The 15,534-nt window shown below is 44.3% G+C and carries 11 protein-coding genes; 5 read left to right on the top strand and 6 right to left on the bottom strand.

Features of this window, described 5'->3' with window-relative positions; all coding sequences use genetic code 11:
• Nucleotides 1–50 precede the first annotated feature (50 nt).
• On the bottom strand, nt 51–755 hold the full coding sequence (locus IE070_RS05560) for a DUF445 domain-containing protein (protein ID WP_189481314.1): 705 nt from the start codon (nt 753–755) through the stop codon (nt 51–53).
• A 201-nt stretch (nt 756–956) separates the two neighbouring features.
• Here IE070_RS05560 and IE070_RS05555 point away from each other — a divergent pair, with 201 nt between their 5' ends.
• Nucleotides 957–1,814 (top strand): MurR/RpiR family transcriptional regulator, encoded by an 858-nt coding sequence (locus IE070_RS05555; RefSeq protein ID WP_189481312.1) that lies wholly within the window; start codon nt 957–959, stop codon nt 1,812–1,814.
• A gap of 5 nt (nt 1,815–1,819) precedes the next feature.
• On the top strand, nt 1,820–2,518 hold the full coding sequence (locus IE070_RS05550) for a response regulator transcription factor (RefSeq protein WP_189481311.1): 699 nt from the start codon (nt 1,820–1,822) through the stop codon (nt 2,516–2,518).
• 15 nt (nt 2,519–2,533) lie between these two features.
• Here IE070_RS05550 and IE070_RS05545 read toward each other — a convergent pair whose 3' ends face one another.
• The 3 genes from IE070_RS05545 to exaC form a co-directional block, all read right to left on the bottom strand.
• Nucleotides 2,534–4,405, bottom strand: a complete 1,872-nt coding sequence (locus IE070_RS05545; protein ID WP_189481309.1) for an ATP-binding response regulator — start codon at nt 4,403–4,405, stop codon at nt 2,534–2,536.
• Nucleotides 4,395–5,552, bottom strand: a complete 1,158-nt coding sequence (gene nosP / locus IE070_RS05540; protein WP_189481307.1) for a nitric oxide-sensing protein NosP — start codon at nt 5,550–5,552, stop codon at nt 4,395–4,397. The genes IE070_RS05545 and nosP overlap by 11 nt, the downstream gene beginning before the upstream one ends.
• Before the next feature lie 209 nt (nt 5,553–5,761).
• Nucleotides 5,762–7,282, bottom strand: a complete 1,521-nt coding sequence (gene exaC, locus IE070_RS05535) for an acetaldehyde dehydrogenase ExaC (RefSeq protein WP_189481305.1) — start codon at nt 7,280–7,282, stop codon at nt 5,762–5,764.
• A gap of 309 nt (nt 7,283–7,591) precedes the next feature.
• Here exaC and IE070_RS05530 point away from each other — a divergent pair, with 309 nt between their 5' ends.
• Nucleotides 7,592–9,076: a protein adenylyltransferase SelO gene (locus IE070_RS05530; protein WP_189481303.1), complete on the top strand. Its 1,485-nt coding sequence runs from the start codon at nt 7,592–7,594 to the stop codon at nt 9,074–9,076.
• 11 nt (nt 9,077–9,087) lie between these two features.
• Here the strand turns inward: IE070_RS05530 and IE070_RS05525 are convergent, their stop codons facing one another.
• Nucleotides 9,088–10,014, bottom strand: coding sequence for a sodium-dependent bicarbonate transport family permease (locus tag IE070_RS05525; RefSeq protein WP_189481301.1), 927 nt, complete (start codon nt 10,012–10,014; stop codon nt 9,088–9,090).
• A 90-nt stretch (nt 10,015–10,104) separates the two neighbouring features.
• Here IE070_RS05525 and IE070_RS05520 point away from each other — a divergent pair, with 90 nt between their 5' ends.
• Nucleotides 10,105–11,028, top strand: coding sequence for a LysR family transcriptional regulator (locus tag IE070_RS05520; RefSeq protein WP_189481298.1), 924 nt, complete (start codon nt 10,105–10,107; stop codon nt 11,026–11,028).
• Here IE070_RS05520 and IE070_RS05515 read toward each other — a convergent pair.
• Nucleotides 10,982–13,330 carry a putative bifunctional diguanylate cyclase/phosphodiesterase gene (locus IE070_RS05515; protein ID WP_189481296.1) on the bottom strand — a complete coding sequence of 783 codons (2,349 nt, stop codon included), beginning with the start codon at nt 13,328–13,330 and terminating at the stop codon, nt 10,982–10,984. The two genes, IE070_RS05520 and IE070_RS05515, sit on opposite strands and share 47 nt — an antisense overlap.
• A gap of 419 nt (nt 13,331–13,749) precedes the next feature.
• Here IE070_RS05515 and sbcB point away from each other — a divergent pair, with 419 nt between their 5' ends.
• Entirely contained in the window at nt 13,750–15,183 is a 1,434-nt protein-coding gene (sbcB, locus tag IE070_RS05510; RefSeq protein WP_189481294.1) for an exodeoxyribonuclease I, read from the top strand.
• Nucleotides 15,184–15,534: the final 351 nt, after the last annotated feature.

Below are 15,534 nucleotides of genomic sequence, written 5' to 3'. Positions count from 1 at the left end.
TAGTGATACAGCATTACCTTAACGCGTTTAGTGTAGTACAGCAAACTGAATTAAACCTTAAAAAAAGCCGCGATAAACCCAAGAGCACCACCAAATACGCCTCCCCATACCACTAACCAGCCTAAATGCTGCCGAATCATCTGTTGGATAATGTCTTTAACTAATTCAGGCGTAAGCTCAGCCAAACGTTGCTGCACAATATGCTCAATTTGCTGAGATAAGTGTGACATTTGCTGATGCTCTGCCAGCTGCGCATGCAGTAAATCATGAAACGCATCTGTTTGCGTGATCTCGATTAACGCTAATTTTAGCTTTGCAATAAAGGGATCTTGTAATGGCAGCAGCACTGCAGAGCCACCGAACATGGCCAACATACCACCAAACGAAGAGTGCTCAACCACTTTAAGCAGACTTTGGAAAGCCGGGCTTAAATCGGTTTGATCGATAACAGGGGCAAAATCAAAACTTGGTGCTGCTGAGCGCTGCTCAAAAAAGCGTTCAATATGGGCGGGGCTAAAAAACTGTGTCATAACTAATTGCTGGATCCCTGCTTTAAATTCATTAAAGCGCTGCGGGATCACGCCAGAACCATATAAGAGAGGGACTTTTTCAAACAACATATGAATAGCCAGCGAATTGGTAATAGCACCAGCAAGGGCAAATAAACCAACATTGAGCAAAATAGGTTGTTGCAATACCCAACCGAGTATGACCACGAGTAAGGCGATAAGATTTGTTAGACCATTTTTATTCATCAAAACGCTCACTTTTTTTAAAATTAAACGCAACAAAGACACTATGGCGCGATTGTATGCTCGACGCAAAAAAACAGCAATCCATACGTTTTTTACAACCTCTGGTGTTCGCTTTGATAAAGCCAGCGCCAAGGAGTGGTTTTTACGTGAGCAAACCGCTTATACTGATCGAAAATAACGAGGCATTAACAACGAGTGTTTATGGCTGTTTTGCAAAAAATTGCACTGTTACAAGCAAAACTGCGCAGTGCCGAGCAAGCTATTGCTGCTTATGTGTTGGCCCATCCCCAGCTTATTCGGCAGTTATCATCACAGGAGCTCGCTCAAGAAGTTGGCGTGAGTCAGGCAACAGTGGTACGTTTTACACAAAAGCTGGGGTATAAAGGGTATCCTGATTTTAAATTTGCTGTTGCTGACAGCGTGCATAATCTCCCTGATGAACCCTCGCTTAGCTTACACGGTGATATTTCTCTCACTGATTCTTATAGCACTATGGCCAATAAACTGTTGGCGAGTAAAATTGCAGTGCTTACCAATACCTTGGGTGCCAATGAGCAGCATTGTATGGAGCAGGTTTGCCAGGCGTTACGGCAAGCAAAACGGATTATGCTTACCGGAAAAGGTGCATCATTTTTAGTAGCTCAAGATTTTTGCTTAAAATTACGAAAACTGGGGATAAACGCCATTGCTGAAAGTGATAATCATATTCAGCTGGTGGATTTGGCCCATTATGGTACAAAAGACATCTTATTTGTGATTAGCGAATCGGGAGAAACGGCAGAAATGATTACCGTAACCCAATTTGCAAGAGAACAAAACCTGCAGATCATTAGCTTGACTGGATTTGCACCCAACAGTGTTGCGAAGCTTTCTGACATAAATTTGAAAACCGTAGCAAACGAAAATACAGCGAGGTTATCTTCTATTTTGTCGCGAAACGCCCAAGAGTTGATCATCGATTTACTGTTTATTTTGCTGACACAATCTTCCGTTAAGGGGCGAAAAATGCTAACAGCATCCAATAAAGCGGTCGCAGCCTACCGCAACAAAGTGCGCTGATCGCTATGTATCAGTTTTATCTCGCAGATGATCATCCTTTATACCGTGATGCGTTGCAATTGTTGTTGCAGCAACATTGGCCCACTGGGCAATTGCAGCAAGCGGCAAATCTTGATGAACTGTTTCAGCTGCTTGCTGTGGATGCTGAGCCAGACTTAATCTTACTGGATGTCAATATGCCTGGTAGTGATGGCTTATCAGGTCTCACGCAATTGAAACAACGTTTTCCATACGTACCGGTAGCAATGTTATCTGCCGCAGATGATAAACACACGGTGTTACAGGCCATGGCACTAGGTGCCATAGGCTTTATTTCTAAGTCAGCTGACAAACAACATTTACTTAATGCACTGACACACATTTTAGCCGGACACATTTATTTGCCTGCTCAAAGTTTTCAAGCGCAAGGTTTTCAAGCCAAAGATTTTCACACTCCAGAAACATCACCGCCTCAACGGTCAAGCACCACCGCAACGGTGTTATCTGTCGACAATCTGGTACAGCTTACACGTCAACAACGTCGCGTATTGGCCAAGTTATTAGAGGGCGCCAGCAACAAACAGATTGCTGAGACCTTGTTTATAGCGCCCACTACGGTAAAAGCTCATGTCACCGCCATTTTTAACAAATTAGGCGTGCAAAGCCGGACCCAATTGCTCGCCCAAGCGGCACAAACGGATACGTTAAAACGCTTAAGTCTGTAATGTTGACCGCCCTATTTACCCCGAAGGATTTACCGGCCCTGAGAGTGCTAATAATTTTTGCAACATAACGCGAAGTTTCAGCGGTTTAATGGGTTTATACAGAATATCAGTGACCCATGGCTTAACCTGTTGCGCAAGAGTACTACTGTGATCGGCAGTCACTAATAAGATGGGCAGCGCACTGGCCTGAACACCTAATTGCTGACGTAGCGCCATGGCCACTGCAACGCCATTTTCGGTAGATTGTGCCATATCGGATGGCTGACAATCCGTTAAATGATAATCTATGATCAATAAATCAGGAGGCGTTGCAGTTTCACTTAAGGACGCAAGCGCGCTGCCCGATGTGGCAGTGAAGACTACATAGCCCCACCCAGTAAGCAGGTGATGCATTGCCTGACAAATAGATAACTCATTATCGACAACCCAAATCACGGCACCGCTGCCTCGGGGACGGATCGGCTCCATAATTGGGGTGAGAATAGGCAGGGTTGTTTGCGGTAAGCTTAAGGCAAAGAGAGAGCCCTTGCCAAGCGAAGAAACTAATCGTATTGGATGCTGCAATAAACCACAGATTTTGTCTACTATGGCTAACCCCAACCCCAAGCCTTTTTCTTGACGATGCGCCGAGGGCGCCAAGCGCGTAAACGCGGTAAAAGCAGCTTCATATTGGCTTTTATCAATGCCGATCCCAGTATCAATAACGTGAAGTTCAATCATCTGCGCACGCTTACGCCAACCCAATAAAACCTGACCTCCCGTCGGCGTGTAACGTAACGCGTTACTTAAAAGGTTACGCATAACTCTCATAAGTAATGCAGGATCCGTGATAACCTGAGAAGGACACGATCTGACTCTAAGCCGTATCCCTTTCGTTTGCGCCTGAGGCAAATACTCTTGATATAATCGTTCTATCATTGGCGCCAAAGCAACTGCAGTAAGCTGGTAATCTAATTGTCCGGCGTCTAATCGTGATAAATCAACCAAAGTTCGTAATAATTCAGCCATATCATCTAAAGCATTAGCAACCGATTGTGTTAATTGCCCAGCTACGTCTGATAACCCAAGATCAACTAAAGCGCCGTTAAAAAGCCGCGCAGCATTTAAGGGTTGCAAAACATCATGACTTACCGCAGCGAGAAATTGACTTTTAGATGCATTAGCTTGCTCAGCGACAATACGTGCTTGCTCTAATTGTTGATTTAATTCAGTTAATGCTGCTGTACGTTGTTGAACTCGCTGCTCTAGGTGTAAATTAGCCTGACGCAGCGTTTCGGAAATCTGCTTACGTTCAGTAATATCACGGCACAACACAAAAAAACCAATAATATGTCCTTGTTGATCTTGATGTGGAACGTAGCTCTTAAGGAGCTGCCGATGTTGCTGCTCTGCGTTATATTCAGCAATTTCGAATTGCACTGTATCGCCAGCCAGCACTTGATTTATGTAAGGTTGTAAACGATTGCGCCCCGCTTCACCATGTGCCGCAAGTAAACTGGCATTTTGCAAACTACCACGTGACATGCCATAAAACTGATCATAATGGCGATTAGTAAACAAATAACGACAATCTGCGGAGAGATAAGCTAACATTGCGGGGACATTATCGGTGATGGTACGGATCCAGCGCTCACTTTGTCGCAAACTCTCTGAATCGGCCATCGAACGACGCAGCTCGTCATAAGCTTGATGCAGCTCAGCGGTGCGCTCTCGTACTTGCTCGGCTAACACCGCAGCTTGCTGAAAAGCAGCGTAAGGCGCTAACGCTCCCGCACTGCTTCCTGCTTCTACCCGTGCCATCAAGGCTTGGTTAATAATTGTCAGTTTTTGAAGCTGGGCTTGTTGCGCGGCACATTGGGCTTTTAGCGCCGTTAACTCATCGGTCACACGGGATCTCCATCTCAATAGTGTCGATGCTAGGTTGCCCAAACATCACACCAGTAAAGGTTTGATTTAGATGAACGCCCTCATGATGCTCACCATAGGTGCTAAAACCTATAACCTGATTCTCATGATAAAACGCGGATGCCTCGGCTAATAATCCGCGCTCTGCTAATTCCTGCCGACGTAAAACACAATCACAGCCAAGCGTAAATAAAGGGGGGCCCACGGTTTTTTCACAATCGGCAAACAGCGCTGCCAAAGCCGGTAACATGGGGGTGTTGTCCATCGCGGTTAAAACCGCGCCTAAGCCTAATGCACAATAAAAGGTTAAGCTCCCGTCTGCATTAACCCGCTGTATAGAGCGAACGTAATACTCTTGACCGATTTTTACGGCAAGTGGATGTAACGCAAACACGGTTGCAGTTAAGTGTTCAGGATCACATCCTACTAGACGGCTGTATACAGTGGCAGCAGGCTCTGCATCAATTTCATACACAGTTCTGTAATCTGCGGACGCGGCGGTAACAACAAACTTTTCGGCGCGTGGTACTAAATGATGCCCACTAAATACTTGGAAGGGTAACGCAGTTTGTAGCAAAATAACCACGGCGGCGTTACTGTAAAATTGCTTTTGAAAAAAAACGTGTGTTCGACGTAATTGATTATTGTCCCCTGCGGAGCCACCGAAATGGGGAATACGGCCTAAGGCCGTCTCCAATTGCAGCAATACCACCTCTTCCTGGCTGGATAACCCATCTAATAATGTTAGCGCTAATATGTGCTGATGATTCGCTTGCGGTAACTTGGCAAACAGCGGGGTAATAGTGCGTTGTGCCCGTAGCAAATCAAAACCGTCCAACTGTTCAATAACTTGCGCCTGGCATGAAAAATAAGCATGGTGAAACCCAATGGCACAGACGCTGCCAGCTTCATATCCTTCTCGACTAATTTCACCGGCCGTGGTGCATCCCACTAATTGCGTATCGGAAAAACGCTCACTAAAGGCGGCGGCTAGCTGCTTGAGATCGTAACGGGAAGAACAGAAAAATAACACGATAGAAATTTGTGCCAAAGGCAATTGGGCGGCTAGCTCCGCTACAGCTAGGCTTGCATCATGTTGTCGGGATAACGCATGATACACGGCGGTCATAGGCTCACCTCATAGATAACGAATGCTTAAATTAAAGGCTATAGAAAAATACGTGAACAATCGTTGATTAGCAAGGTACATGCAACGCGCTTAATTGTGTAATCACGTGCTTATCTGCTTATCTGCTTATCTGCTTATCTGAACAGACTGGACCCCACAGTTTTATAACACACCGTGGGGTTTCGTGTTAACAGGGCTCGAACGGAAGTTTAGAAGAATCCCATTGGATTGATATCGTAACTCACCAGCATATTTTTGGTTTGCTGATAATGATTTAACATCATCTTGTGATTCTCACGTCCAACACCCGATTTTTTATAGCCGCCAAATGCCGCATGCGCTGGATAATGATGATAACAGTTAGTCCATACCCGGCCAGCTTCAAGCCCACGCCCCATGCGATAAGCCCGATTCATATCACGTGTCCACAATCCAGCACCAAGGCCAAATTCCGAATCGTTAGCTATCGACAATGCTTCGGCTTCGTCTTTAAAGGTGGTAACAGACACTACGGGCCCAAAAATTTCTTCTTGGAATACGCGCATCTTATTATGTCCTTTTATCAACGTTGGTTGAATATAGTAACCAGAAGCAAGTGTTTGGTTTAATTGCTCTTTATCACCGCCGATTAATATTTCAGCGCCTTCAGCGCGACCAATCTCAAAATAACGCATGATCTTGTCAAATTGTTGTGCAGAGGCTTGCGCGCCCACCATGGTCTCGGTATCAAGCGGATCGCCACGCTTTATCAGCTTCGTTCTTGCAATAACTTTAGCGATAAAACGTTCATAAATGCTTTCATGCACTAATAAACGCGATGGACAAGTGCAAACCTCTCCCTGATTAAAGAACGCTAGCACAACGCCTTCAATACATTTGTCTAAATACGCATCTTCAAAATCAAAAACGTCAGCAAAATAAATATTGGGCGATTTTCCGCCAAGCTCTACAGTAGACGGAATAATATTCTCCGCCGCGCATTTTAAAATATGCGATCCTGTGGGGGTAGACCCTGTAAACGCAATTTTGGCGATCCGCTTGCTCGTCGCTAGCGCCTCACCCGCTTCACGACCAAAACCGTTTACAACGTTTAATACGCCTGGAGGCAATAAATCACCAATTAATTCCATGAACTTTAAGATAGACCAAGGGGTTTGCTCGGCCGGTTTTAATACAATACAATTCCCCGTTGCTAATGCTGGTGCCAGTTTCCATGCGGCCATTAACAGCGGAAAGTTCCATGGAATGATCTGACCGACCACACCTAAAGGCTCATGAAAATGATACGCCACCGTGTTCTGATCAATTTCGCCGATAGAACCTTCTTGCGCACGAATGACACCGGCAAAATAGCGGAAATGATCCACCGCTAACGGTACATCCGCATTGAGCGTTTCACGCACTGCTTTACCATTATCCCACGTTTCTGCCACCGCCATCATTTCGAGGTTTTGTTCTAAACGATCAGCAATTTTCAATAATATATTGGAGCGTTGCGTTACCGAAGTGGCCGCCCATGCAGCTTTTGCTGCGTGCGCAGCGTCTAACGCCAATTCAATATCTTCTGCGGTAGATCGTGGAATTTGACAAAATACGTTGCCGGTTACCGGCGAAATGTTTTCAAAATATTGGCCTTTTACAGGGGCTTGCCATAACCCATTTATATAATTCGCGTAATGTGTTTTAACTGTAACAATGGCATTTGCTTCGCCGGGTTGTGCATAAATCATCTGCTGTTCCTTATCAGTGCGGATATATTATCAATGCGGATAGCGCGCTATCACGTTGAGCAAACCAATAAGCCCCAAGCAGATAGCCGTTACTGTTATGCTAGCGATGCTATAACGCTAAACCTATTCTCTGGCAGTCTTAAAAAACCAGTACTTTGGTCGTAATTTGCAATCATCAATGTTACCTCTAACACCGAAGTCACTGCTTGGATGAGAAATAAGGGCCTCTTTTAGCGCAATAAACCAGATTGTCAGCCATCCAATACCCGAGTAAACTTGTCAACAATTATAGTTTTTTATGAGCGCGTTATGGATCGTCCCTTGAACGAACAAAGCTATCAGCAACTTCCGGCAAGTTGTTTCTCTGCATGTCAGCCCACGCCAGTGCGCTCACCTCGCTTTTTAGCATTTAACCAAAACTTAGCCGCAGCACTGGGGTTGCCGGAGCACCTGTGGCAAACCGAAGCCGGTTTAGGATTATTCAGCGGTAATGCCTTACCAGATTGGACAGCGCCCATAGCACAAGCCTATGCCGGTCATCAATTTGCGAATTATGTCCCCCGTTTAGGTGATGGTAGAGCTATTTTGCTGGCAGAGCTGCGTACTCAACAGGGCTCACTGCTGGATATGCAACTCAAAGGCGCAGGACGAACCCCCTACTCTCGCAGCGGTGATGGCCGCGCGCCGCTGGGGCCTGTGATACGTGAATATTTAGTCAGTGAGGCGATGCATGCTTTGGGAGTGCCGACTACGCGCGCATTAGCTGCGGTAACCACCGGTGAAATTGTTTTTCGCGATGAAGCCTTACCAGGCGCCATTCTTACTCGTGTCGCCAGTAGTCATATCCGTATCGGAACCTTCCAATTTGCTGCGAACCAATCTGATCCCTCGATCATTAAACAGTTGGCCGATTACGTGATAGCTCGGCATTATCCTGACTGTGTACATGAAGAAAATCGTTACTTAGCGTTATTGGAGCAGGTGATCGCACGTCAAGCGCGTTTAATCGCGCATTGGATGAGTTTAGGCTTTATTCATGGCGTGATGAATACCGACAATATGTCCATTTCAGGGGAGACGATTGATTATGGTCCTTGCGCTTTTATGGAAGCGTATAACCCAGAGCAAGTTTTTAGTTTTATTGATCAACGTGGCCGCTATGCGTATAAAAATCAGCCAGCGGTTGCGCAATGGAATCTGGCACGTTTGGCAGAGTCTTTACTAACACTGATTCACCCAGAACAAACGCAGGCAATTGAACTGGTCATGTCCAGTCTTAATCACTTTCCAAGCCTGTACCAGCAACAGTGGTTACTGCGATTTGCGGCAAAACTGGGGATAGCGGAACCGGTTAGCACAGATGTTCCATTAATTGAGGATTTCTTGCACTTACTGCAGCAACATCATGCTGATTTTACGTTAAGTTTCCGCGATTTATTGCACCATGAACATCCTTATTTAACCGCCAAAATCCCACCAGAATTATTGCAGAATTGGCTTGCACAATGGCAACTGCGCTTAACCCGTATTACTACAACACCACACACTCATAATGAAATGGCAGCACAGCGCACTCCCGTGGCGATTATGGCTGCAGCAAACCCCGTGTTGATCCCGCGTAATCATTTGATCCAGCGCGTTATTGATGCGGTGATGACAACGGGTGATCTCAGTTTATTTAATCAATTACAACAAGTATGGCAACAGCCTTTTCTGGCTACCGCTGAAAACCAGCCTTTTCAGCTTGCTGCGGTGCCGCAAGAACAAGTTTCACAAACGTTCTGCGGCACTTAATTATTGCGGAGTTATCCAACAATCCAACTTTGATACAGTGGAATACCAATAAGAATATTAAAGGGAAAACTGATCCCTAAGGCAGCAAGTAAGGCTAAACCAATATCGGCTTTGGGTATGGCTGCCCGTATGGCGGCAGGTGCAGCGATGTAAGATGCACTGGCCATTAACGTTGCCAAAATAAGTGTACTGCCTTCCGGTAAACCTAATATATAGGCTAAGCCAATACCAAGTAATGCAAGAAGCGGCGGCATACAAAATGCGAATAGCATAAGCCGCCAGTAGCGCCAAGGTAACGGCTGACATACGCGTGCAGTACACAGCCCCATTTCAAGTAAAAACAAGGCGAGTAAGGTTTTAAATCCTCCTAACAATACCGGGGTAATTTGTGACAGGCCGTCTGCACCGTATAAAGCACCGATAACCATACCACCAACCAGTAATAACACACCTCGGCTGGTCAATGCCTCATGTAAAATAGCAAAGCCACTGGCTTTACTTCCATTGATATAACGATACAACCAAAGCATAACGACGATGGCGGGTAATTCCAGTAACACCAAGTAAAGCGTCGTTTGTGGCGACATGGGTAAATTGCTGGCCGTGGCCACGGCTAACACTACCGCAAAAGTGCCTGCACTCACTGAGCCATAATGCGCTGCAATAGAGGCGGCATTCGCACTGTCTAATTTCACCAGCTTACGCAGCAATGGATATAATAGTAATGGTAATAACGCGCCGGCTAACACAATTGTGCCCAACTCAGGGAGTAAGGGTAAAATCGGTACTCCGTGTAAAGCCATCCCCCCTTTTAAGCCAATCGTTAACATTAATAAAATAGATAATGTTTCATAGATAGGCACAGGTACTTTTAAATCAGATTTGACTAGCCCAGCTACTAAGCCCAAGGCAAAAAACATGATGACAACATCAGGCATGCGTTACTCCTTTATTTTAAGCACGATCTTGCCTGTACGAACACTTCTATGCTAATTAATAATAAAGTAATTCACTATAGATAATAATCAATGGACTCAAGACACCTAAGTTTTCGTTTGCTTCAGGTTTTTAGACAAGTAGTACAAAGCGGTAATATTACTGCGGCCTCGCGCTTGCTGCATCTTACTCAACCGACCGTATCGTTACAGTTAAAAAAGCTGAGCGAGGTGGTTGGCGAGCCATTGTTTGATTATCAGCATCAGAAACTACAATTAACCGCGACAGGCGAGTTGCTGTATCAAGCAGCGCAAGATATTGATGATCGTTTATCGGAATTTAGCCAACAATTAAAACAACAACGCAGTGGACAAAGTGGCAATATCTCTCTGGCCGTAGTAAATACCGCGCAATATTTATTACCGAATATACTAGCCGCCTTTGATCAAGCCTTTCCTGCGGTGCAAGTTACCTTGCATATCGGTAACCGTGCGCGCATTTTGGAGCGATTTGAACAACAACAAGATCATTTATATCTTTTTAGTCATCCCCCTCGCGGTGATAACGTGGAGGCCAGATCGGTTGTGCCCAATCCACTTTATATCGTTGCACCACGCGATCATTGGGCCACCGAAGCCGGGCTGCTTCACTTCGAACAGTTAAAACAAGAACGCTTTTTATTAAGAGAACCCGGTTCCGCAACGCGGATGACATTTGATGCCTGGTTAAGCAGCCAAGCAACGGTATTACCTCACAGTATGCAAATAGAAACCAATGAAGCTATTCGATTAAGTGTGATTGCCGGTTTAGGATTGGCCGTGCTTTCAGCGCACACGCTACCAACACAGATGCTATTAAAACAACAAATTGCAGTATTGTCAGTGCAGGGCTTTCCACTTAGTAGCCATTGGTATCTAGTTCAGCATGCCAATAAACGCTTACCCCAAGCGGCATTGAAGCTGCAGCAATTTATTGAACAGCATCTGCGGGAATGGCAGGATCCGTTGCAGCGTTAAAAAAATGGGCTTTTTGACTCGAAAAGGCGCCTAGCCATTGGCTAAAGGCGTCTGCGGCTAAAGGTTTAGAAAAGTAATATCCTTGAACTTGCTGACAACCAGCCGCTAAAACGCGACTTAACCCTGCCTGATTTTCTAATCCTTCAGCGGTAACGGTTAAACCTAAGCCTGCGGCGAGCTTAGCAGTAGCTTGAACTATAAGTTCATCTTGTTGGTTATGTTCAATATCTTTAATAAAGGCGCGATCAATTTTTAATTCATGAACCGGTAAACTTTTTAAATAGGCTAACGATGATTGGCCAGTGCCAAAATCGTCTATCGCTAACTTTATGCCGGCATTTTTCAGTTGCTGTAAATTATTGATCACCTTACCCGTATCTTGCATTACCGCACTTTCTGTTACCTCTAAACTCAAAGCGGAAACAGGTACCTTATAGTGGTTAAGCCAAATTTGGATACGACTCGACAAGGTCTCATCTAGTAAATCGTCAGCAGATAAATTTACTGCTACTGAAAGTTCAGGATGGAATGGCAACCAACTTGCCAATTGACTGATAACCGCTTCTAACATCCAATTAGAAATTAAACTAATGTTACCTGAGCGCTCAGCTAGCAAAATAAACTCTATAGGTGAAATAAACCCTAGCTGTGGGTGTTGCCAACGAATTAAGGCTTCTGCGCTTACGGAACGCTGTGTAACAATATCAACTTTAGGCTGGTAAGCGATAAACATTTGACCACTGTGCAAGGCGATGGGCAGATCACGAATAATCGTTAATTCACGTTGATGACTCTCATCTTGCCCACTCTGATAAACGGCTATGCTTAGGTTCTGCTTTTTAGCGGTATTAAGGGCAATATCTAAGCGTCGTAGTACTTTATTGACATCTTGCTCGCCTTGTTGATAAAAATAACTGCCATAAACTAAGGATAAAGAGATAACAGAGCCGCCAAGATTAAAAGGCTGCCCAATGTGTTGCAATAATACGCTTCTTTCCTGCTCAGTAATATTTTCTGCTAATACCAACAGGAACTCATCTGCGCTTAAACGTGCGCTAAGCTTAATATGCTCATTGGGTATAAGTCGTAACGCTAATTGCTGTAGTAATAAATCACCATTAGTAAAACCGAAACTGTCATTAATATACTTAAACTTAGCAATATTTAATTGCAGCAATTGGCCGCTACCTGCAGCAAAAATCGTCGGTAAATGTTTATCTACTGCTAATCGGTTACCTAGGTTCGTAAGCCCATCATGCTCAGCTTGTTCTTTAAGCTGATTTTCTCGTAGTAGTATTGCAGTACGCATTTTTGTTAAGGTATTAGCCAATAATGCAATTTCAGTCAATTTAATTTTAGGCGCAGTCAGCATAGCGCCATTACCGATAGCCGCAGCGTAGTCGATAAGTTTGTATAAAGGCTGTGTTACACCTCGGGTATAAATAAAAGCTGTCACTAAGGCTAAGGCTAAGCCCAAGCCAAAAATTTGCAGTAACTGACTGCGTAATTGCTGATAATTGGTTAACCAACGCTCACTGGGCAAATGTAAAAAAGCCCAGAGTTGTTGCTGCTGATCTAAGGCAAAGGCTTGTGAGATATAATTCGTGGGGAGCTCAACTTGGATCTGCTGCTCTTTCAAACTTACCGCCGTGAGATCAGCAACAAAATTACGTAAATTTTCTTGGGTAAGAGTAGAGGAAAACACACGTTGTTGCGCCAGCGTCAATTGACTAAAACTCACATCTAGCCCTGTTATAGTCTGAATTTTCCGAGCAAGCTCTTCATCAACTTTAAACCCCATTCCCACCCACGCGATCACCTGTGGTGCTCTTACGGGCACTAATGCGATTTGATAAGCATGTTCTTCAATATTGACAATACCTGCAGACGCGCCCTGCTGAGAGCGAGCTTGACGAAAATGTTGCTGTAAAGTGCTAGTGTCAGAAATTGCAATACTGGAAGCTAGCATAGTGCCATCTGGGGCAAACAATAACGCAATGTTTGCATTAATGCGGGCACCATGATTTTCTAAAACACTTTTTATAGTGTCTTGCTCGGCGGTAGCAACAGCTTGCCTAAAACCAAAATCCGTCGACAAGAGCCGCACACTGTCAGTTAGCTGATCGCTTCTTACCTCTAAGGTTTGCATAAATACATTGGTTGCAACCTTAAGAATTTGTCGTGCTTGTTGCTCGCTATCCTCACGCATAGTGTTTAACGTAGCATAGCCTGTAACCAGTGACAGCAACACTAACAAAGCGACCAGTAAAAGCGTTAACTGACTTCGTAAAGAACTAAACATGCAACACCTTACATAAAAACCGAATAAAGAATCTATTTTTTGTTGAAAAGAAACACCGCTTTTAATTTTACTACCAGCAGTTTAATCAACAAGATGCCTTTAATTTCCAGCATGGTCAACACGCTTATGATAAACAAGATTGTTAACGCAAAAAAACGGCTATCCGATCTGTTTATTTGGCAGTAATAACACGATATGTATCGACTCTAGCAAGTATCTATTGAAAAATTAACGCTGTGGTGATTGGAAGATATGCAGTAAAATCTGTATTCAATATTACTGGGGTTCTATGCTTGTATCAGCACAACTATTATAGCCTGTTTACCTGCATAAGCTGTACGCATTACGATAATCTACGATATCATCGTAATTAGTTTTTTTATTGCAAGCCCGTTGCCCTTCAACTAACAAGGTTAGCCATGAGCGAAGCACCATCATTATATTTTTACGACTTTGAAACCTGGGGAGCGGATCCTAAACGCGATAGGCCTGCTCAGTTTGCAGGGATCCGCACCGATTTAGACCTTAATATCATTGCTGATCCTGATATGTGGTATTGCCAATTAGCCAATGATTATTTACCCCATCCCGAAGCGGCATTAATTACTAAACTTACACCACAGCTTTGTTATAAAAAAGGCCTTATTGAACCTGAGTTTATGCAGCGGATTTTGGCAACCTTCAGCCAATCTAATACCTGCGTTCTTGGTTATAACAGCTTACGCTTTGATGATGAAGTAACACGATACAGTTTGTATCGTAATTTTTTTGAACCCTATAGCAGGGAATGGCAGCAAGGCAACAGTCGCTGGGATCTTATTGACGTGGTCCGCGCATGTTACGCATTGCGACCAGAAGGAATCACGTGGCCTACAAAAGAAGATGGCACGCCAAGTTTTAAACTAGAACATCTTAGTAAGGCTAATGGCTTAGAACATACCAATGCGCACGATGCCTTAGCAGATGTTTATGCCACCATCGGCTTGGCGAAACTTATTAAAGAAAAACAGCCCAAGTTATTTCAGTATTTATTTGCATTACGTAAAAAACAAAAAGTAAGTGAACTCATTGATGTTGCCGGTTTAACCCCATTAGTTCATGTGTCTTCAAAATTTCCTGCACATCAAGGATGTTGCAGTTGGATTGTGCCCTTGGCATTCCACCCTACAAATAAAAATGCCGTTATTTGCTTTAATTTACAATATGATCCTGCGGTGTTACTACAGGATGACATTACCACCTTGAAAGAAAAGCTTTATAAAAAAACGGCCGATCTAGCCGTTGGCGAGCAACGATTAGGCCTAAAATTGGTGCATTTAAATAAATGCCCAGTGTTGGCGAATGCAAAAACCTTGAGTGTTGAACGGGCTGAAGTATTAGGAATCGATCGTAAAAACTGCCTAAAAAATTTGGAATGGTTACGACAACATCGTGAATTGCAGCAAAAAGTCATCGAGCTTTATCAAGAAAAAGACGATTTTGTAATCGACAGTAATCCAGATTACCAACTTTATTCTGGTTTTATAAGTGATGCAGACAAACAGAAAATGCAACAATTACATCATTTAACGCCCGAAATGCTTAGTACAGAGAGTTTGGTTTTTAGTGAAGAACGTTTAAATCGTCTTTTATTTTTATATCGAGCACGTAATTACCCACTTACCTTAACAGACGCTGAAATGCAAAAATGGCAACGCTATCGCACTGACAAACTGATGCACGGTGTGGATAATCCTAACCTTACATTAGAGCAGTTCAGCTTAGCACTCGAAAACTTAGCAGAAAAACACAGCGGCGATGAATCAAAAGTCGCTATATTAAAAGCACTTTATCATTATGCAGAATCGCTTTAATACGCTTTACATGACGTTCAGCCGGCGCCAAGCCAAACTGTTGGCTTGTCTAATTCCCGGCTTCACTGTACTACTCTGCGCATGGGGTCGCCCTTCAAATATACACCGATATAGCATGGCGACAAAATTGCTGGGAGCAGTTTTGGACTGCCGCAGGCAGGTCGCGAAGCGATGCAGGCCAGGGAAGGCCTGCACAATGCCACCACTGTGGCTGGCGTGGGAGTGCAGTGCGCCGCGAGGCGTTTCAATGCAAAAAGGCCCACCCGTTAGGGTAGGCCTTTTGCTTGAATGAGGTGCCTGGCGGTGTACTACTCTCGCATGGCGAATGCCACACTACCATCGTCGCAGCTG

Source organism: Alishewanella tabrizica, assembly GCF_014652375.1.
GTDB lineage: Bacteria > Pseudomonadota > Gammaproteobacteria > Enterobacterales > Alteromonadaceae > Alishewanella > Alishewanella tabrizica.
The sequence above is the reverse complement of the archived record's forward strand: the minus strand, read 5'-3'. Positions and strand labels throughout refer to the sequence as shown.